Raw genomic sequence first — 20,911 nt, forward strand, 5'->3', positions numbered from 1 at the left:
AGTTTCTCTAATTTTTGACCCGGGTAGGTCAGCTCTTACCCGGCCTCTTCTTGCCTGCCGCGATGCCGAAGCCCTTGGCCTTTGCCGGGCCGGATTCGCTGAGCGTCCGCGCCTCACCGTTTGTCGATGGGGTCTCCGTCGACACTTCTTGAGTTGCCTCGGCCTGAGCGGGCTCGGCCGGAGTTGCCTCAGCCGGAGTTGCCTCGGGCTCCGTTGTCTCGGGCTCGGTCGTCTCGGGCTCGGCTGCCTCCGTTGCGACCGTCTCCGGCTCGGCAACCGGTACTGCGGCAGGCTTCGGCGCTCCGGGCCGTTTGGCGCCCGGACGCTTGGCCTTGCCGCCGATGGCCAGACCCTTGACCGGAACCGTGGGCTCGTTCGGAGCCTCGGTCACGGCTTCGGTTGCAACTTCTTCCGATGCAACTTCTTCCGGTGCGGCTTCGGCGGGAGCCGATTCCGCGGCCGGTGCTGCCGCTGCGGGCTTGGCTGCGCCGGGCTTCTTGGCTGCGCCGCCGGGTCGCGGTGCTCCCGGACGCTTTGCGCCGCCGCCGATGGCCAGACCCTTCACTGGTGCGGCTGCCGGCTTGGCCTCTTCAGGAGTTGCCTCGGCTGCCGGTGCTTCAGCAGGTTCTGCTGCTGCGGGCTCGGCTGCTGCAGGCTTGGCTGCGCCGGGCTTCTTGGCTGCGCCACCGGGCCGGGGTGCTCCCGGTCGCTTGGCGCCGCCGCCGATGGACAGACCCTTGGCCGCGGGTGCCGCGGTTTCGGTTGTAGCGGTCTCGGTTGCCGGTGCTTCGGTTGCGGCTTCCGCGGGTGCTGCCGCCGCAGGCTTTGCCCCACCTGGTTTGGGAGCTCCGCCGCCGGGCTTCTTCGCGCCGCCGCCGATACCGAGTCCACCTGGCTTCTTGGCTGCGCCGGGCTTGGGGGCGCCTCCACCTGGTTTGGGTGCTCCGCCGCCGGGCTTCTTTGCGCCGCCGCCGATACCCAGGCCGCCGCCGACCTTCGGCTTCTCGGCCGGCTTCTCGATGGTGTCGACCGAGGCGGTGGCTGCAGCTGCGGGCGCTGCGACCTTGGCAGGCTCAGGTGCCTTCTTGACTTCGGGCTCGATCGTCGGAGCAGAGAGGCCGAGCGACGCGGCTCCGAGGAACCGTCCACCCCGCTTGATCTCGGGAGCGCCGCGCTTGACGGACTCCAGGATCAACTGAGCGACGTCGACAACCTCGACCTTGCCCTCGTTCTCGGTTCCTGCTGTCTGTGCGGTGACACCGTCGGTCAACATCACCTTGCAGAACGGGCAACCGGTGGCAACCTTTTTGGGGTTGGTGCCCAGGGCCTCGTCGACCCGGTCGATGTTGATGCGCTTGCCGATGCTCTCTTCCATCCACATGCGGGCGCCACCGGCGCCACAGCACATCGACCGCTCGCCGTGGCGAGGCATCTCCTTGAGAGTGGCGCCCGAAGCGGCCATCAGCTCGCGGGGAGCGTCGTAGACCTTGTTGTGCCGGCCCAGGAAGCAGGGGTCGTGGTAGGTGATGTCCTCGTTGACCTCGGCGACCGGGATCAGTCGCTTGTCGCGGACCAGCCGGTTCAGCAGCTGCGTGTGGTGCACGACCTCGTACTTGCCACCCACCTGCGGGTACTCGTTGCCCAGTGCGTTGAAGCAGTGCGCACAGGTGACGACGATCTTCTTCTTCTGCTGCGGAGCGGTCGCGAAGAGCTCTCCGAGCATCTCGATGTTCTGCTGCGCCAGCATCTGGAACAGGAACTCGTTGCCCGCGCGGCGAGCGGAGTCGCCGGTACAGGTCTCGCCCTCGCCAAGGACCAGGAAGTCGACGGCTGCGATGTCGAGCAGTTCGGCGACGGCCTTGGTGGTCTTCTTGGCGCGGTCCTCATAGGCGCCGGCACAGCCGACCCAGAACAGGTACTCGAAGCCTTCGAAGCTCTCGACGTCCTGCCCGAACACCGGGATCTCGATGTCCATCTCGTCGATCCACTTGGTGCGGTCCTTGGAGTTCTGGCCCCAGGGGTTGCCCTTGTTCTCGAGGTTCTTGAACAGTCCGGCGAGCTCGGTCGGGAAGTCCGACTCGATCAGCACCTGGTAGCGACGCATGTCGATGATGTGGTCGACGTGCTCGATGTCGACCGGGCACTGTTCCACGCAGGCGCCACACTGCGTGCAGCTCCACAGGGTCTCGGTGTCGATGACGGCACCGGTGGCGCCTTCACTCTCACCGACGAGCTTGCGCTCGGCCTCGGCACGCGCCGCAGCCGGAATGGCGTCGAGCTTGTCCTGCAAGACGTTTCCATCGGCGTCGACCAGGCCTATCTCGTCGCCGCCGAGATCTTTCTTGCCGCCGGCCAGCAGGTACGGCGCTTTCGCGTTCCCGTGGTCACGCAGCGACATGATGAGCAACTTGGGTGACAACGGCTTTCCGGTGTTCCAGGCCGGGCACTGGCTCTGGCAGCGACCGCACTCGGTACACGTGGTGAAGTCGAGCCAGCCCTTCCAGGAGAAGTCCTCGATCTTGCCGGCACCGAACGCGTCGACGTCGGGGTCGGCGGTCTCCATGTCGAGGACCTTGCCGCCCGACATCATCGGCTTGACCGCACCCAGGGCGACGCCGCCGTCGTCCTCACGCTTGAAGTAGATGTTGAAGAACGCAGCGAAGCGGTGCCACGCCACACCCCAGGTGATGTTGCGGCCGACGGCCGCCAGCCAGATCATGCCGCTCATCAGCTTGATCAGCGCGAAGATCGAGACCATGACCGCACTCGCGGGCAGGAGCTTGGCCACCTGCATGGTGAAGAAGTCCGAGCCGGCATTGGCGTGGCCGTAGGTGGCGATCTTGCCGGCCTTCACGAAGATCATGCCAAGGCCTTCGAGGAGCACAACGATCTCGACGAAGTACGCGGCGTTGAAGTTGGAGCCGCCGAACCGGGAGAGACGCTCGGGTACGCGGGGGTGATTGATCTGGCGGATCGCCATCAACGTGACGATGCCGATCACGGTGCCCAGGCCCAGGATCTCGTCCAGCAGATGCCAGGCGAAGGTGTCACCGAAGATCGGCCAGTGGAATTTCGGATCGAACGTCTGTCCGTAGGCCTCGAACCACAGCAGCGCGCCGAGGAGGAAGCCGATCATCACCAGCCAGTGCGCCCAGCCGACGGTTCGGAATTTGTTCATCCGGGTGTGGGCGATGAACTCGATCATCATCGTCTTGAAGCGCGGGATGAATGGGCGCCAGCGATCTGGCGCCGGCTGACCCTTCATGATTGTTCGGAAGATGCGGCCGACTCCACGGAGGAATAGGGCCCAACACACGAGGCTCAGAAGCGCCCCGATGGTTCCGAGGGTGATCGTCGTGGCATTCACGGCGTCTCGACCTTTCTCTTACCGAACTCCCCGACTTCCGTTGCAGCTACTTCGAAACAGAAGGCGGGCGTTCACCGGGATGGCAGTACACAGCGCAGAGTGCACGCAGTGTTCTCCGATAGGTACGTTAAGGCTTCGCTTCACAGCACTATTGCGCAGGTAGACCTAAGTTACTAATCGGTAAGGTTCATTGTGATGTCTGCCATAAATCGCGTCAGAATCCTTGCGTTGATCGGTGTGATCGCGGTCTCTGTCCAGTTTGTCATCGCAGTGGCTGCCACGTGGATTTACGTGATGGCGTTCGACCGCGAGTTCACGGCCCGTGAGGCACCGTCGGCACCGATTGCCCTGGTGCTGGGATCGAAGGTAGACGATCAGGGGCCGGGCTCGTATGTGCGCGGCCGCCTCGATACCGCGCTTCAGTTATATCGAGCGGGCCGGGTGGAGCGCATCCTCAACTCGGGCAACGGGCGGCCCGAGGCCGGGAACGAGCCGGCCGTGATGCGGGCTTACCTCGAAGAACGAGGTGTCCCGGCCACCGCGATCGTCGACGACCCGGAAGGCTTCGACACCGCGGCCAGCTGTCGTCGGGCCCGGGACATCTTCGGCTTCGACGACGTTCTCATCGTGACGCAGGACTTCCACCTCGGTCGTGCGATCGCGCTGTGTCGTGACGTCGGGGTCGATGCCCGTGGGGTCTACGCCGACTGCGATTGCGCGGTGTGGACCGTGGCCCGAAACGTCATTCGCGAGACGTTTCTGGCGCGGCCGCGAGCGTTGTTGACCGGCCTGACGACATAGGCGGTGTGCTGGTGCCTTGACCAGGCATCGGAAGACGTGGGCGTCCGGTCAGGTAGGACGAACCGGGGAGGCGGCGCAGGATCTCCACCAGCAGCAACGAGCCCGCGATCGTGCCGATGTACATCAGGACCGGCGCCCAGGGGGAACCGAGGGTGTTGATCCACGGTTGCCCGTTCTTCTGCGGGTGCAGGATCGCGAAGATGAGGATGGCGTGGCACAGGAACACGCTGAACGACCGGTTCGACGCGTACTTGACCACACGGTCGAAAACGGGTGTGTGCACGCGGTACGTGTCGGTCCAGTGCTGGCCCAGCGCGTAAAGGCAGGCGATGGCCGCAACCAGGAAGAGCAGCAGCGTGGGCTGGAAGGCGGCACTGGCGTACATGGGGATCTGGCCAAGGCCCCAGACCCGTCGCCAGAAGGTGATGAGCGCGAAAGCCGCGGTGAGCAGCAGTGCCGCGAACAGCAACGAGCCCTTGCCCCGCAGCCAGAGCCGGATTCGCTCGCGATGTACCGCCGCGACGGAGCCCAGGAAGATGAAGAACTGGTACGGAACGAATGTGGCGTAGTAGTGCCACCAGACGCCGGCCCAGTCGGCCGGTGGCTGCCAGTACGTGATGATCGAGACCACTGCGACCTGGACCGCAAAACTGGCCGCGAGCAGCGCCGCGTGGTGGTTCCTGGTCGCGCGGACAATCCACAGAACCAGCGGGAACAGCAGGTACACCTGCAGCATCACGAACAGGAAGTACATGTGGAAGCCCGACAGGCCCCACTTGAGCAGATCCCAGAACTCGTCAAGGCTTCCCGGAACCTCACTGAGGCGGCCGTGGTCCCACATGTCCTCGATCACCCAATAGATGAATGACCAGATGAGATACGGGATGATGACGAGCTTGATCCGGCGGCGCCAGAAGTCGACCGTCCGGAAATCAGCCCGATCGAAATTCTGATACATCAACACGAATCCGGTCAGTGCAAAGAACGTGTTCCGGGTGAAATGCAGCAGCAGGGTCGTCGAGTTCACCGGCATGCTGTTGAACTCATCCGTGGTCGCGGTGAGGCAGTGCACGAAGATGACCAGGGAAAATGTGGCCGCGCGGATCAGGTCGACATGGTGCAGATAGGCAGGCCGAGTCCGCTGGCGAGCCGTCTCGGTGACGGTCGTGGCGACCGAGGCGGTCGCGGAGTTCGGGGAAAGCATCGCGTACAGCATGCCGTAACCAACTGTTCACTTGCTAGACGGGAGATTCGGATCACATTGACGTGCAATCTACGGTGCATTGATGCATGACAGGTGGTCGCGATGATTCCGGACTGGGACGTCCTGGTGTTGTTGCTCGCGGCGGCGGGGGTGGCGGGCTGGATCGACGCTGTCATCGGCGGTGGCGGGCTGATCCTCATCCCAGCGATGCTGATCGCCTTTCCGGGTGCGGTGCCGGCGACGGCGCTGGGAACCAACAAGCTCGCGGCGATCGCGGGGACGAGTGTGGCCGCATTCAACTATTCGAGAGCGGTCACGGTTCCTCGCAAGCTGGCGCTGGTGTCGGTACCGATCGCTTTTGTCTCTTCTGCTGCCGGTGCGCTGTCGGCGGCAGCGATCTCGGCCGACGTGATCCGGCCGTTGGTGATCGTGCTGATGCTGGCGGTGGGGATCTTTGTCGCGGTCCGGCCGTCGTTCGGGAGTAACAGTGGCCAGAGTCCGCCGCTGACCGGCAAGCAGATGATCGGTGGATGCATCACGTTCGCCGTGATCGGATACTACGACGGTATTTTCGGTCCCGGGACCGGCATGTTCCTCATCATCGCGCTCACCGCGTTGTTGTCGCGCAACTTCATCGAGAGTGCGGCGCTGGCCAAGATCGCCAACACGGCCACCAACCTCGGTGCGCTGGTGGTCTTTGCGATCGGTGGAAACATTTGGTGGGCACTCGGTTTGATGCTCGCCGTTGCCAACGTCGGTGGGTCCATCCTCGGGTCGCGGACAGTGCTCAACCGCGGCACCGGTGTGATCCGGATAGCGCTCCTGTCAGTGGTGGTCGTGATGTCGATCAAACTCGCGTGGGATCAATGGGCCTGACGCTGTCGACTGGGCCTTGAGTGCACGGCGGTCGGGACGGCCAAGGACTTGTCGGTGGGTGCTGATAGAACTGTTTCATGACCGCGGGGGTGGCAGATCTGATCGACCGTATCGAGGGTATGGCTCTTGATGCGGAGGAGATCGTTGCTGTCCGTGAAGTGTTGTCCCGCAGGCTTGTTGATATTTCGTTGGCGAACTTGTCGGACAAGGAGGCTGTCGAACTCGCCCAAGTGATCGAAGCCCAGAGTCGCCGTGATGAAGCCGTCAAAGTACGGGTGGCGGTCGAGCTCCGAGAACGCTCGGTCGCCGCGAAGCAGGGTTTCAAACACAACAAGTTTTTGCGCCATCATTTGCGCATTTCGGCGACCCAGGCGAGTGCCCGATCGAAAAGGGCTGAACGCGTGGGCCAGTGGCATACCCCGTCGGGTGAGGTGATCGCTCCGGTGTACCCGCATACGTGGTTGGCGTTGCGTGATGGTGCGATCGGGGTGGCGCATTACACCGTCATTCACGACACCTTGCGCAGTCTGCCGGGGTCGATTCGCGGCGACCTCGAGAAGTGGTCCGAGGGGGAGCAATTGATGGCCGAGGCCGCTCGGACGATGGATCCTGACGAACTGAAGAAGGTCGGGCTGTATTTGCGTGATCATCTGGATCCGGATGGTGATTTCGATGATTTTGATGACCTGGATCGGCAGCAGAAACGGGAGTTGTCGGTGTCCAAGCAGGGTGCGGACAAGATGGCCGCCATCGCCGGCACCCTGGATCCGGTGACCAAGGCGTTGTGGGATGTGGTGGCCGCGAAGTGGGCTGCGGCGGGGATGAACAACCCGAACGATCCCGAATCGCCGTCCGGACCAGCCGATAAAGCCGATAGGGCCACGGTGCAGGCTGCAGCCAAACGTGACAATCGCGCGCCGGGGCAGCGCAATCATGATGCATTCAAACGGTTGCTGGAGTTGGCTGTCGGGCAAGGAACTCTGGGTCGGCACCGGGGTTTGCCTGCGCGGGTGATCGTGACCATGACTCTGGATCAGCTCGAAAAGGAAACCGGGGTTGCGACCACCGCCTCGGGCGGGGTGATGCCGGTGCGTGATGCCATCCGGTTGGCCGGGGTGAATCGTAAGTTTCTGGCGTTGCTCGACGACAAGCACCGTCCGCTATACCTAGGTCGTGAACAACGGTTGGCGACTGCTGATCAGCGGATGGCGTTGATTGCCGCTGAGCGGGGTTGTTCGCGGCCGGGTTGTGATGCTCCCGCGACTGAGGTTGCGGTCCATCACACGCGGGAATGGTCCAAAGGTGGGTGGACCGACATCACTGTGTTGACGTTGGTGTGCGATTCCGATCATGGGCAGGTTCATGATGGTGAAACAGGATGGATCACCGAGATCATCAACGCTGATACCGGTCCGCCGGGTTGGCAGGGCCGGATCGGCTGGCGCCAACGCGGAAGCCTGGATTTGCCGCAGCCCAACAACACTCACTTCCCGGACAAGTACTTCACCAACCCGGAGATGTGGAACCCGAACAGCGACGCCGACGCCGAGTGGTTCATCGAGCGTGCTCGAGCAGTGTTCGAGGAGAAAACCGTAGAGGCACAGGTGTTCGCTGTCGACTTCTGCTGGCGCCGCGTCAAATACAGCGCCGCCTGACCTGCGGGTGAACGGACCATTAGGCTTCTGGTGTGGCAATGAGCCCTGTGGAAGATCAGAATAGGCGCCTGCTGCGCGCCCGAGACACGATGGATCGCGAGTACGCGAACGAGTTGGATATCAAAAAGCTGGCCGCCATTGCGTATATGTCGCCTGCCCATTTCATCCGCACCTTTCGGGCGACGTTTGGTGAAACACCCCACCGGCACCTGCAACGGCGACGGATCGAGCGTGCGATGGCGCTGCTACGTGGTCCGGATGCATCGGTGACGGACGTCGCGCGCAAAGTCGGGTTCGAGAGCCTCGGCACGTTTAGCCGGACCTTCCGAACCATCACGGGTAGCTCACCCAGCGAATTCCGCGCTCGCGCACAACCGTTGCGTGTGCCGGTGTGCTTTGTGAAGGCCTGGTCGAAACCGAGCAGTTTCGGAGAAGCGCCACCACGCTGACGGGCTCTACTGTTTGCCTATGTTCAACAAAATCGGAATCCACTCGGTCATGGTTCTCAATCAGGATGAAGCGCTTGACTTCTACGTCGGCAAGCTCGGCTTCGAAGTCGCGGACGACGTCGACATGGGCTTCATGCGGTGGCTCACCATCGCACTGCCGTCCGACCCCGGCCGGCATATCCTCCTCGAGGTTCCTGCACCGCCTTCGATGACCGAAGACGTGGCTGCGCAGGTTCGTGACGTCCTGACCAAAGGGGCGCTCGGGATGGCCGCCACTCTGACCACCGACGACTGTCACAAGACCTACAAAGAACTGCTGGCCAAGGGTGTGGAGTTCACCGAAGAGCCGACGGACCAGCCGTACGGAATCGACTGTGCGCTGCGAGATCCCTTCGGCAACCACATCCGCATCACCCAACCGGCCACCGGGCCGGTCGAGATCACCGATGAAGACATCGCAAAATGGGGTGCGGACAGGTAGTCGTGCAGCCCTTCACCACCAGCCGGGCAGCGCATCCCGTAGGCCGTCGGACATGGCCTGGGTCAGGCTTGTGACGAAGGCTGTGGTCAGGTGGTGATAGTCGTGCCACACCAGGATGTTTCCGACGATCGCCGGACAATTGGTGTCGTCGCAAAGGGCATCGGAGAAGTCGAGGAACGACATGTTCGGGAACTGCGATCGGATGGCGAGGGTGGGATCTTCCGGGGACAGTGCCTGCTGGCGGTCGACCCCGCAGTCGATGGCTGATCTGCCTTCGGCGAGGCACTCCGGTGGGGTCAGCTCCGGGCCGAGCGCCCATGGGGTGTCGCGGATCGCGATCACCTGCTGACCGCGGTCGCGGAACTCGGTGAAGATGTCGAGGTAGTCAGACGGGATGTAGTCGCCGGACCCCTCGCCGTCGGTGGGGCGGGTGCTGGTGGTGAACACGACGTCGGGTTGGTCGACGGCCAGCTGATCCATCACCATCCGCGACCACGCGTTGCACTGTGGGTACTCGTCGCCGATCGGGGTGAGGATCGTGTCGGTGATCAACGGACACCCGACCTTCAGGTAGGTCGTCACCCGGAAGTTCTGCTCCCGGCCGATCGCATCGAGAGCTGTCAGCCAATGTTCGGAGTGTGAGCCACCGACCAGCGCGATCGTCCGGCCGGCGTCACGAGCACCGTAGACACCCACCCGCACCGAACCATCAGTCCATCCGGATACGACTCCATCACCCGATGAGATAGGCCAATCATCCTTGACTGCAAGTGCATTCGGCTGTGGCGTCACCCGTGGAACTGCTGCATTCGACCAGTATGCCCGGGCTCCCGGATACAGCTCCGGGTCCAGGTTTTGCGCGTCGATGATCAGGTTTGCCGAACGGGACTGCCATGCATGGATCGCCAGACCGGTGCCGGCGGTGAGGACCACGAGCACGCAGGTGAGGGCCGTGGCGTAACCCGGTACCAATGTGTGGCGCACGTTGATGCGCGCCGGCTTGACCTTCGCTCGGCCGGCCCGAAGTGGAACTTCGATGAATTTGGTTGTCAGGTAAGCGAGTACCGCCGACACCGCGATGATTCCCGCACCTTCGAGGAGCGAGACGTCGCTCTGATAACGCCAGGCCAGGTAGAAGATCAAGACGGGCCAATGCCAGAGGTACAGCGAATAGGCGATGGATCCGAGCCAGACGAGCCGAGGATGGGCCAGCCACGCACTCACCTGCGCCGTCTCGGGCGTCGCGGACGGATTGGACACGGCCGGAGCGGTGTACGCCGATCCGATCCAGACCAGCAGCGCCGTCGCTCCGACGGGTACCAAGGCCATCGTCGACGGATACTCGTCGACGCCGGAGATCCACCACCCACAGCTGATGATGAGAGCCAGCGCCGCGACGCCGATCACGTTGCGGATCCACTGCGCCAACGCAACACGGGGCATCCACAACGCCAGTAGGCCACCGAGTAGCGGTTCCCACGCCCGGGCGAAGGTGTCGTAATAGTTGAACGGCTGGTCGATCCCGTGTCGATGCCTCGCCCAGGCGAACGCTGCCAGCGCCGCGAGGGCGATGACACCGGCCAGTGCGCCGCGTATCACCGCTGGTCGCCGGAAGGCTTCCGAGCGGACGCCTATCAACCGAACCACTCCGCCGGCCAGCAGCATTGCCACCAGCGTGGCGGCAAAGAACTGGCCCTGCACCGACATTGACCACAGATGCTGCATCGGGCTATTTGCCGAGTCGGCGGCGGCGTAGTCCTGTGCGGCCAGTGCCAAGTGCCAATTCTGGGAATAGAGCGCCGAGGCGATCACCTCGTCGCCCAACCCCTCCCAGCGGGCCCGCGGCAGTACGGCCACGGCGAGCGCAACGATGGCGACCAGCACGACGACCAGCGCAGGCACCAATCGTCGGGCAAGGCGCCACAACCGGCCGAACGGGTTCAACGCCGCGGCCCACGTGGCGCCGGATCCGGCAGAGGTTGCCAGGATGTGTTTGAGCAGCGATGCGACAAAGAAGTAGCCGGACAACGTCAGAAAGACGTCCACCCCACCGGAGACCCGGTTGAACCAGATATGGAAGATGACCACGAGCGTGATCGCCAGCCCGCGCAAACCATCGAGATCGAGCCGATAGCCGCGCGCGGCCCCAGCCTGCTGCGTGCTCACCACCAGCCGGACAACACCTTTTGCACGTCGGTGCCCAGCGCCGGGATCAGGCTGCGCACAAACGTCGCACTCAAGTGGTGGAAGTCGTGCCACACCAGGATGTTCCCGACAACCGCCGGGCAGTACGTGGCGTCACACATCGCGTCGGTGTAGTCGAGGAAGCTCATGTTGGGAAAGTCGGCTGCCACGGCCAGTGCCGGATCAGTCGGCGCCATGACCAGCGACCGCTCGACGCCGCAGACCGACGGCTTCTTACCCAACGCCAGGCACTCCGGTGGACTCTCTTTGCCGACAGTCCACGGATTGTCGCGGACCGCAATGACTTTCTGGCCGCGGTCACGGAACTCGCTGAAGATGTCGATGTAGTCCTGTGGGACGAAGTCGCCCGTGACCTCACCTTCAACCGGCCGAGTGCTGTTGGTGAACACCACATCTGGCTTGTCGATGGCCAGACGGTCCATTACGTCCCGTGACCACTCGTTGCACTGGTAGTACTTCTGTCCGAACCAGGTGAAGACATGATCGGTGGTCAGCGGACATCCGACCTTCAGGTACGTCGTGACCTTGAAGCCCTGCTGTTTTCCGACCGCGTCGAGAGCCGTGATCCAGTACTCGGCATGCGACCCGCCGACGAGAGCGACGGTGCGCTGCGCGGTGGGATCGCCGTAGACCCCGACCCTGATCGAACCGTCCTTCCATCCGGAGATGACCGAGTCGTATGACGTGATCGGCCAATCCTTGTCGGCCACATCCGGAGTGGGCTCTGCCTCGACGCGCGGAACCGGTACACCGTCGAGGTAGGCGCGCGCACCCGGATAGAGCCGGGGATCGAGATTCTCGGTGTCGATGGTCAGGTTCTTGACGTGGTTGTTCCACGCGACGATGCCGACCCCGGTAACTGCGGTGAGCACGACCAGCGCCGACGTGAGAACCGATGCGTAGCTCACCCATTGCGGGCGGCGCTGCGCGGCTACAGGGGCCTCGTTCGATTGGGGCACTCGCTTTTCATTGGGCTGGCGCAGCGGCTTTTCGATGAATTTGGTTGTCGCCCATGCCAGTGCCAGTGAGGCCGCGATGACGCCTGCACCTTCGAGGACGTTGACGCTGTCCTTGTACCGCCAGGTCAAGTAGAAGATCAGCAGTGGCCAGTGCCAGAGATACAGCGCATAGGCGATGGAACCGAGCCAGACGATCGAGGGGTGGGCCAGCCAGGAGCTGACCGCGGCGGGTCCGGTGATGGCGGTGGGCGCGGTCTGCCGCGAACCGCTCCAGATCAGCAGAAGCGTTGCGCCGACGGGCACCAGTGCCATCGTCGACGGATATTGCTGAACTCCGACGATCCACCAGCCGCAGGTGATGATCAGGCCCAGGGCAGCGAGTCCGATGGTGTTGCGCAACCATTGGGGCATCCGGATCCGGGGCATCGCGACCGCGAGCAACCCGCCGGCGATCGGTTCCCAGGTGCGGGCGATGGTGTCGTAGTAATTGAACGGCTGATTGATGCCGTGGCGGTGGTGCGCCCACGCGAACGACACGAGTGCGACCCCCAGCAACGCCGCCCCGATGATCGACTTGATCATCACTGGTTGGCGGAACGAGGAAAACCGCATCGCCAGCAACTTCAGGATCCCGCCGAGTGCCAGCGCGGCGAGAATGGTCACCACGAAGAACTGGCCTTGCACCGACATCGACCACAGATGTTGCAGCGGGCTGTTTGCCGAGTCGGCAGCCGCGTAGTCCTGCGCTGCCAGCGCCAGATGCCAGTTCTGGTAATAGAGCGCCGACGCGATCACTTCACTGCCCAGCGGGTCCCACCGGGTTCTCGGCATCAACACCAGACACATGACCACGATGAACAGCAGCACCGTGAGCAGGGCGGGCAGGAGCCGACGGGCCAGGCGCCATAGCCGCGGCCCCGGGTTCAAGGCATTCGTCCAGCTGACGGTGGCAGGCGACGTCGCGAGGACGTGTTTGAGGAGCGAAGCGACAAAGAAGTAGCCCGACAGGGTCAGGAAGACATCGACTCCGCCGGAGACCCGGCCGAACCAGATATGGAAGACCGCCACCAGCGTGATCGCGATGCCGCGTAGGCCGTCGAGATCCACACGGTATTCGTTGCCGGGGGCGGTATGAGGAGAGTGTGATGCGACGGACGGGTCGGTCACGGTCGCACTCACGCGGCAGATTCTTCCAGATGGGACGCCGAAACCCGGCGCCGACAACCCGGTTCTATGAGCCAGATCTCCCAGCTGTGTCGTTACACCACGGTTCTGAGGGTGTTGCCCTGGCCAGGCGCCCGTTATGTCCACTTTTGGGTAATCGAGCGATTCGGGATTCGAAGCCCCGACCGGACTGTAATTTCGATGCAGTCCAGCAGAGAGGCGGTCCGCAATGTCGCGTGGCGCAAGATCAGGTTCACAGAAGTCCAAGAGGGCTCGCCGACAGAAACAACGGGCCGGGGTGGCCACTGCAGCTCTGATGACGGCGGCGATGGGTGCCACTGTCACGTTCGGCGGCGGCCAGGCGTCCGCGTTCGAGTTCGGACCGCTTGTCGAATGCGCCGGGGGGAGCGGCAAAGCCACCGACAATCTCGATTGCACGCGGAGTATCGATCCGCCGGTCGGGCAATTGTTGCCGACGCTTGGCTTGCCGGTCGACCTCAACAGCACGGCAGCCGCGCGCGAAGACCTGCGGTTGCCCATATTCGGCACGCTCATATTGGGCGGCACCGAAGCCAAGATTTCCGGGTTGGGTCTGGCCTACGCGGACTCGCAATTCGCTTCGGCAGGTAGCACCGCCGAGGCGAATGCCTGGGGTTTCTTGTCTGCGGCGGTTGCGGTCAACCTTCCGCAGTTCAGCTTCAACCAGGAACCCGGCACCACGAAGGCGACGTCGCTGCCGCTCGGGGTCACCATTGCATTTGCCGGCGAGGGCGACGCTTCAGCTCTTGCCCTGGGTGGGTTCGCGACGGCAATCGGTGATGTCCCGCTCGGACTCGTCGAGAACGTCAGCTGCATGGCGATCTTTGCCAAGGCCTCCCATTCAGATGTCGGCAGCTGCGTCGGAGTGCTGTTCATCTTCAGCGTGAGCCAGAAAGCCGGTTCACCCGAGTACGTCTTTGCGATCGCGGACCCGACATCCCTCGAGTTCTTCAACGACGACGAGGGCTTGATCCCGCTGCCGATCCCGAACTTCGACCGCGACATCGTGCGGGTCGGTGTCGGTGGGCCGTCAGGTATCCGGGTCGAGACCGACCTGTTCCAGTCCTCGTCCGGGTCCTCGACGTCCGCCCGGACAGCAGCGGCGCCGGCAGAGTACGTCGGAAAACACCGGGCGCCCGAGGCCTCTGATATCGCCGCCGACACCGATATAACCGACACCGATATAACCGACACCGCTACAACCGACACCGCTACGACGGACACGGCTGACGGGACCGCCCTCGATGACGTCGCGGAATCTGAGGACAAGGCAAGCGCTGAACCGGAAATCCTGAGGACCGAACCCGAGACCCAGGCGTCGGTCCCCTCTGCGTCTGCCCCTTCTGCGTCTGCCCAGTCTGCGCCCGTTTCGTCTGCGCCAGACCCGTCGATGGATGCGATCGACGCCGAGTAGGCGTCTTTCCGGGCTTCGGTGTAGAGGATCATGGCGGGGACGACGAAAGGGGAGTGGCCATGGTGCAACTCAAGTCACCCGGTGAGATCGAGATGATGCGCGAGGCCGGCCGGGTGGTGGCGCGGGCGCTGAGCGCGGTTGAGGCGCACGCCGCTGTCGGTTCGACTCTCAAAGAACTCGACGATGCGGCAGCTGCCGTCATCTCCGGGGCGGGAGCGAAGTCGGCATTTTTGAACTATCACCCGAAGTGGGCTCCGTCGCCGTTTGCCGGCGTCATCTGCGCCAGCGTCAACAATGCGGTCGTGCACGGCATCCCCGATGGGCGAAAGTTGCACGACGGTGATCTGGTGAGTATCGACTGCGGAGCGTTCCTCGACGGCTGGTGTGGTGATGCCGCGGTCAGTTTCATTGTGGGTGAAGCCGATCCGGCCGACGTCGACCTGATCGCGGCAACCGAGGCCGCGCTGTTGCGCGGTATCGAAGCCGCCCAACCCGGCGGGTGGATGGGTGACATCGGACATGCGATCGAAGGACCGGCCCGCGCAGCGGGATACGGGATGCTGGAAAATCACGGCGGTCACGGCATCGGCAGGGCGATGCACGAAGCCCCCCACGTCCCCAATGAGGGACGGGCGGGCCGTGGTATGAAACTCCGTGTCGGACTGGTGATTGCGATCGAACCCATGCTGATCCGGGGTGGCGACGACAGATACGTTCATGCCGCCGACGGGTGGGAGCTCCGAAGCGCTTCCGGTGCTCGCGCCGCACATTGCGAGCACACGGTTGCGATCACCGCGGACGGACCGCGGCTCCTCACCGCTCTGTGATCTGACCGCGCTCTGAGCTCGTGACCGAGCGCGCCAATTGCAGAACTCGGCCCCGCGCACTCCGTAGAGTATGCGGGGCCGAGTGCAGCGCGCGGAAGATCAGCTGTTGTGCGAGTTGATGATCAGGACCGGGCTCGGCGCATGGTGCAGCACCGTCTGGCTCACAGAGCCCAGCAGCAGTCCGGTGAAACCACCGCGTCCGCGACTGCCGAGGACCAGGAGCTGGGCTCCTTCGGCAGCAGCGGTCAGCAGCTGGTGTGCGGGTCCGTCCGCAGCGACAACGGTCGAGACCCCGACGCCGGGGAACTCGGCCGAGTGGGCCGCAACCCGTTCGGCGACAAGCTTGTTGGCCTCGTCACGGACCTCTTGGATCATTTCGTCGGTGATTCCGAATCCGCCGAACGTGTTGGTGGCCATGTCCGTCCAGGTGTGGACGACGGTGAGGCTCGTACCCCGCAGTGCTGCCTGCTCGAATGCTGCTGTGAGCGCACGATCTGCGATCTCGGAACCGTCGATGCCGACCACCACCGGCCCGTTGCCCGGGGCATGGGCGATGACGGCCACCGGGCTGGTGGCGTGCGCCGCCACACCCGTGCTGACAGATCCGGCGATCAGGCCACGGACTGCACCGAGTCCACGGCTACCGACGACAACCATTGCGGCGCCCGCCGATTCGTGGGTCAACACCGAAGCGGGGGTCCCTGCGACGACCCGTCCGGTCACCTGCACCGACGGGGCGGTGGTCCGGGCCAGCTGCTCGGAGGCGGCGACGGTGTCTTCTGCCGCTTTCTTGAGAATGGCGACAAGGTCACCGGTGTATGCCAACGACGATGCGGCGTATCCGCCGACCTGCGGTTCGTAGACGCCGACCACTACGAGGTCACTGCCGGTCAGCTGGGCGGTGTTCGCGGCCCACACGACGGCTTGATCTGAGCTTTCCGAACCGTCGACTCCGACGATCACAGGTGATTTCGACATTCTCGCCTTCTCTTCTTGGTTGTTCTCGTGACCCGATGACGCCCGAAGGCGCTGCAGCTGCAGCGCCTTCGGGAGATCGGATTGCTATCTGGTGATGCTCACTTGGACGATGTGAGTGCAGCCTCATGATCGGCCACGGCATCGGATCCCTCTGTGGTGCTCGGTGCCCGGAACTTGGGCAGGAACGCGGTGATGATCAACGCTGCGATCGCCGAGCCTGCCGCCAGTGCCATGACAATCCGGAATCCGTCCTCGGAGGGCAGGGAAGCGGAGCCGAGTGTCATCGTCATGTTGGCGATGATGACGCCGGCGATGGCGCTGGCAAACGAGGTGCCGAGTGAACGCATCAGGGTGTTGAAGCTGTTCGCTGCACCGGTCTCGGTGGGCGGAACCGCTGCCATGATGAGAGCCGGCATTGCGCCATAGGCCATACCCGTTCCGGCGCCGATGATGAGCGCGATCACGATGAGCTGCCAGATCGAGTGCATCGCAACGACACCCATGCCGTATCCGATTGCCACGATCACGGCACCGATCATCAGCGTGATCTTGGGGCCGACCGCATTGGTGATCTTCGATCCGATCGGCGAGATCAGCATCATGATGATGCCGGACGGTGCCATCACCAGACCCGAGACGAGCATCGATCCGCCGAGTCCGAAGCCGGTGGCCTCAGGTAGCTGAACGATCTGAGGGAAGACCATCGTCTGCGCAAACATGGCGAACCCGAACACGATCGACGCGGCGTTGGTGAGTAGAACCTGTCGGCGAGCGGACACCCGAAGGTCGACAAGCGGCTTGGCGGTGCGGAGTTCCCACCAGCCCCAGACGAGGAATGCGATGAGCGAAACAACAAGCAGCGCAATCGTCTTGCTGTTGGTCCAGCCCCAGTCTGAACCCTTCGAGATGGGGAGGAGCAGCGCGATCAAGGCAATGGCGAGTGTTATCGCGCCTGCGAAGTCGAACTTGCCGCCGGTCCGCACCGGGGATTCCGGCACCACGCGGACGACCAGTGCGGCTGCGATCAGGCCAAGAACAGCGGAGGCCCAGAAGAGCATGTGCCAGTCGGCGTACTCGGCGATGATCGCGGCGATCGGAAGTCCCAGTGCGCCACCGACACCGAGCGAAGCGCCCATCATGGCAACTGCGCCTGCAAGCTTCTGCGGCGGCAAGATGTCGCGCATCACGCTGATACCCAGCGGGATGAGGCCTGCGGCCAGACCCTGCAGGCCGCGGCCGACGATCATCGGGATGACGCTCGAAGAGAGTGCGGCGACGACGGAACCGGCGACGAGCAGCGCGATGCTGATCAGCATCATGCGACGCTTACCGAACATGTCGCCGAGGCGGCCCATCGTCGGCACTGCCACGGCAGCGGCCAGCAGGGTGGCTGTCACGGCCCACGCGGTGTCGGAGGCCGGGGCGTTCAGGTATTCGGGCAGATGCGGGATGATCGGGATGACCAGGGTCTGCATCAGTGAGGCCACGATGCCGGCGAATGCCAGCACTGCCACGATCGGCCCGGTTGGTGGGGTCTTCGCCGATGGTGGCGAATTGGTGGGTGCGGACATCAAAGGCTCTCCATACGCTTGCAACAGTTTGTGCATATTTAAGTCACACGATTTAGTTAGCCTAGGGCAACCATGTGGCATCCGCAAAACTTGGCGCGCTATTCGTGACAGACCTCACCTGAATCCGATTCGGGTGATCGGAACCACTTGCCGAGCGAGGGCGATCGCCCTGGGCGTCGTCATACCTGAGTCGCTTACGCTCAACTTGTTTGTGAAATCGGGAACACATTCGCGACGGCCACCGTTAGAAGACTTGTGAGACCTGAGCGGCACCGACTCAACCCGACTTGACTGAGACGTCGAGACTCGGTAGAAGTTGAGTCGATCGCGCTGAGGTTTCAGTTACAACCACAAACGTGAACGTCCGTGCGCCGCGCTGCTGCGGATGCACTGCTTATAGGAGGCAAGAAATGGCTCGTGCTGTAGGAATCGACCTGGGCACCACCAACTCGGTGGTGTCAGTGCTCGAAGGTGGAGAAGCCACCGTCGTCGCCAACGCCGAAGGCGCCCGCACCACCCCATCGGTGGTCGCATTCGCCCGTAACGGCGAGGTCCTGGTCGGACAGCCGGCCAAAAACCAGGCTGTGACCAACGTCGACCGCACCATTCGTTCCGTCAAGCGCCACATGGGCGAAGACTGGACCACCGCGATCGACGACAAGAAGTACACCCCGCAGGAGATCAGCGCCCGCACGCTGATGAAGCTCAAGCGTGACGCAGAGGCCTACCTCGGCGACGAAGTTGTCGACGCCGTGATCACCGTGCCCGCGTACTTCAACGACGCCCAGCGTCAGGCGACCAAGGAAGCCGGCCAGATCGCCGGCCTCAACGTCCTGCGTATCGTCAACGAGCCCACCGCGGCTGCGTTGGCCTACGGCCTCGACAAGGGTGAAAAAGAACAGACCATCCTCGTCTTCGACCTCGGTGGCGGCACCTTCGACGTGTCCCTCCTGGAGATCGGCGACGGCGTCGTCGAGGTCCGTGCGACCTCCGGCGACAACCACCTCGGTGGCGACGACTGGGATCAGCGTGTCGTCGACTGGCTGGTCGACAAGTTCAAGGCTCAGAACGGCATCGATCTGACCAAGGACAAGATGGCCCTGCAGCGTCTGCGTGAGGCTGCCGAGAAGGCAAAGATCGAACTGTCCTCGGGACAGAGCACCTCGATCAACCTGCCCTACATCACCGTCGACGCGGACAAGAACCCGCTCTTCCTCGACGAACAGCTCACCCGTAGCGAGTTCCAGAAGATCACCGGCGATCTGCTCGAGCGCACCCGTGCGCCGTTCCAGGCCGTGATCAAGGACGCCGGCGTCTCGGTTGCCGACATCGATCACGTTGTGCTCGTTGGTGGTTCGACCCGTATGCCGGCCGTGACCGAACTGGTCAAGGAGCTCACCGGTGGACGCGAGCCCAACAAGGGCGTGAACCCCGATGAGGTCGTGGCCGTCGGTGCCGCACTGCAGGCCGGTGTCCTGCGCGGTGAGGTCAAGGACGTGCTGCTGCTCGACGTGACCCCGCTGAGCCTCGGCATCGAGACCAAGGGTGGCGTCATGCACAAGCTCATCGAGCGCAACACCACCATCCCGACCAAGCGGTCGGAGACCTACACAACGGCCGAAGACAACCAGCCTTCGGTGCAGATCCAGGTCTATCAGGGTGAGCGCGAGATCGCTGCGCACAACAAGCTCCTCGGATCGTTCGAACTCGCCGGTATCGCTCCTGCCCCGCAGGGTGTCCCGCAGATCGAGGTGACCTTCGACATCGACGCCAACGGCATCGTGCACGTCACCGCGAAGGACAAGGGCACCGGCAAAGAGAACACCATCCGTATCCAGGACGGCTCGGGCCTGAGCAAGGACGAGATCGACCGGATGATCAAGGATGCCGAAGCTCACGCAGACGAGGATCGTGCGCGTCGCGAAGAGGCCGAGACCCGCAACCAGGCCGAGTCGCTGGTGAACCAGACCGAGAAGTTCCTCAAGGACTCCGACGACAAGGTTCCCGCCGATCTCAAGACCAAGGTCGAGGGTTCGATCGAAGGTGTTCGCGAAGCACTCAAGGGCAGCGACCTCGGCGCCATCAAGTCGGCCGTCGAGAAGCTGACCACCGACTCGCAGGAGCTGGGTCAGGCCATCTACGCCAACGCCGCTGCTGAAGAGGGTGCACCGACGCCCGGCGGCGCCGATGACGTCGTCGACGCAGAGGTTGTCGATGAGGGTGTCGACGGCTCTGAAAACGCCGGAGACAACAAGTGACCCGTCCCGAATCCGAACCGGTGACCGTGACCGACAAGCGGCGTATCGATCCCGAAACGGGTGAGGTGCGCCCCGGCGAGAACACGGACGCTCCGGAGACAGAAGGGGCGCAACCGGATTCGGTGGACACAGTGGATGCCGCAATCGATGAGGTCGCTGCTGACGCGGCGGGCTCGGACAAGGAGGCTGAATTGCTGGCCGACTTGCAGCGCGTTCATGCGGAGTACGCCAACTACCGCAAGCGTGCCGAACGGGAGAAGATCTCGGCTCAGCAGTACGGCAAGGGTGACCTGATCAGGTCGCTGTTGCCGGTGCTGGACGACCTGGACCGGGCGCGGGCACATGGTGATCTCGAAGCCGGACCGCTGCGCGCGGTGGCCGATAAGATCACCGAAACGCTCAGTTCCGCCGGCCTCGCGGCCTTCGGGGCCGAGGGCGACGAGTTCGACCCCGCATTGCACGAGGCCGTGCAAAACGAGGGCGAAGGCGCTCGCCCGGTGATCGGGACCGTCTATCGCCAGGGCTTCCGCCTCGGTGATCGCGTCCTGCGCACGGCGATGGTGGTTGTTGTCGACGGGCCGGCGCCCGCAGACACGACGTCGCCGCAGGAATAGGAGCTGACCGGCCCAGGCACTTTTCAGTGCCTGGGCCGGCATCTTCGGC

At 63.6% G+C, this 20,911-nt stretch carries 15 protein-coding genes; 9 read left to right on the top strand and 6 right to left on the bottom strand.

Translation table 11 applies throughout. The features are described from left to right. Positions 1-28: 28 nt before the first annotated feature. Positions 29-3,367, bottom strand: a complete 3,339-nt coding sequence (locus AC56PL_RS14430) for a (Fe-S)-binding protein (protein WP_497154246.1) — start codon at positions 3,365-3,367, stop codon at positions 29-31. 195 nt (positions 3,368-3,562) lie between these two features. Between AC56PL_RS14430 and AC56PL_RS14435 the strand changes: the two genes are divergently transcribed. Further along, entirely contained in the window at positions 3,563-4,168 is a 606-nt protein-coding gene (locus AC56PL_RS14435) for an ElyC/SanA/YdcF family protein (RefSeq protein ID WP_495514353.1), read from the top strand. Here the strand turns inward: AC56PL_RS14435 and AC56PL_RS14440 are convergent. Continuing rightward, positions 4,110-5,372 carry an acyltransferase gene (locus tag AC56PL_RS14440; RefSeq protein WP_497154247.1) on the bottom strand — a complete coding sequence of 421 codons (1,263 nt, stop codon included), beginning with the start codon at positions 5,370-5,372 and terminating at the stop codon, positions 4,110-4,112. The two genes, AC56PL_RS14435 and AC56PL_RS14440, sit on opposite strands and share 59 nt — an antisense overlap. 102 nt (positions 5,373-5,474) lie before the next feature. Between AC56PL_RS14440 and AC56PL_RS14445 the strand changes: the two genes are divergently transcribed. From AC56PL_RS14445 to AC56PL_RS14460, 4 genes are all read left to right on the top strand, one after another. After that, a complete protein-coding gene (locus AC56PL_RS14445) occupies positions 5,475-6,248 on the top strand; it encodes a TSUP family transporter (RefSeq protein WP_497154248.1) in 774 nt (257 codons plus the stop codon). 77 nt (positions 6,249-6,325) lie between these two features. Continuing rightward, on the top strand, positions 6,326-7,903 hold the full coding sequence (locus AC56PL_RS14450) for an HNH endonuclease signature motif containing protein (protein ID WP_497154249.1): 1,578 nt from the start codon (positions 6,326-6,328) through the stop codon (positions 7,901-7,903). A gap of 38 nt (positions 7,904-7,941) precedes the next feature. Then, positions 7,942-8,352: a helix-turn-helix domain-containing protein gene (locus AC56PL_RS14455; protein ID WP_495514357.1), complete on the top strand. Its 411-nt coding sequence runs from the start codon at positions 7,942-7,944 to the stop codon at positions 8,350-8,352. Between the two features lie 19 nt (positions 8,353-8,371). Next, entirely contained in the window at positions 8,372-8,833 is a 462-nt protein-coding gene (locus AC56PL_RS14460) for a VOC family protein (RefSeq protein WP_495514358.1), read from the top strand. A gap of 12 nt (positions 8,834-8,845) precedes the next feature. Here the strand turns inward: AC56PL_RS14460 and AC56PL_RS14465 are convergent, their stop codons facing one another. Then, positions 8,846-10,999: an acyltransferase family protein gene (locus tag AC56PL_RS14465; protein WP_497154250.1), complete on the bottom strand. Its 2,154-nt coding sequence runs from the start codon at positions 10,997-10,999 to the stop codon at positions 8,846-8,848. Further along, positions 10,996-13,176 (bottom strand): acyltransferase family protein, encoded by a 2,181-nt coding sequence (locus AC56PL_RS14470; protein WP_497154251.1) that lies wholly within the window; start codon positions 13,174-13,176, stop codon positions 10,996-10,998. The genes AC56PL_RS14465 and AC56PL_RS14470 overlap by 4 nt, the downstream gene beginning before the upstream one ends. A 283-nt stretch (positions 13,177-13,459) precedes the next feature. Between AC56PL_RS14470 and AC56PL_RS14475 the strand changes: the two genes are divergently transcribed. After that, complete coding sequence (locus AC56PL_RS14475; RefSeq protein ID WP_497154252.1) at positions 13,460-14,614, top strand: hypothetical protein; 1,155 nt, start codon at positions 13,460-13,462, stop codon at positions 14,612-14,614. A gap of 59 nt (positions 14,615-14,673) precedes the next feature. After that, positions 14,674-15,441: a type I methionyl aminopeptidase gene (map, locus tag AC56PL_RS14480; RefSeq protein WP_497154253.1), complete on the top strand. Its 768-nt coding sequence runs from the start codon at positions 14,674-14,676 to the stop codon at positions 15,439-15,441. 99 nt (positions 15,442-15,540) lie between these two features. On the opposite strand, the gene AC56PL_RS14485 is transcribed toward map, so the two are convergent. Both AC56PL_RS14485 and AC56PL_RS14490 read right to left on the bottom strand, forming a co-directional pair. After that, complete coding sequence (locus tag AC56PL_RS14485) at positions 15,541-16,419, bottom strand: universal stress protein (protein WP_495514363.1); 879 nt, start codon at positions 16,417-16,419, stop codon at positions 15,541-15,543. A 98-nt stretch (positions 16,420-16,517) separates the two neighbouring features. Further along, on the bottom strand, positions 16,518-17,990 hold the full coding sequence (locus AC56PL_RS14490; RefSeq protein ID WP_497154254.1) for an MFS transporter: 1,473 nt from the start codon (positions 17,988-17,990) through the stop codon (positions 16,518-16,520). Positions 17,991-18,400: 410 nt separating this feature from the next. On the opposite strand from AC56PL_RS14490, the gene dnaK reads away from it, so the two are divergent. Further along, a complete protein-coding gene (gene dnaK / locus AC56PL_RS14495) occupies positions 18,401-20,248 on the top strand; it encodes a molecular chaperone DnaK (RefSeq protein WP_495514365.1) in 1,848 nt (615 codons plus the stop codon). Beyond that, positions 20,245-20,862: a nucleotide exchange factor GrpE gene (gene grpE / locus AC56PL_RS14500; protein WP_495514366.1), complete on the top strand. Its 618-nt coding sequence runs from the start codon at positions 20,245-20,247 to the stop codon at positions 20,860-20,862. The genes dnaK and grpE overlap by 4 nt, the downstream gene beginning before the upstream one ends. Positions 20,863-20,911: the final 49 nt, after the last annotated feature.

This window comes from Williamsia sp. Y721, assembly GCF_059683565.1.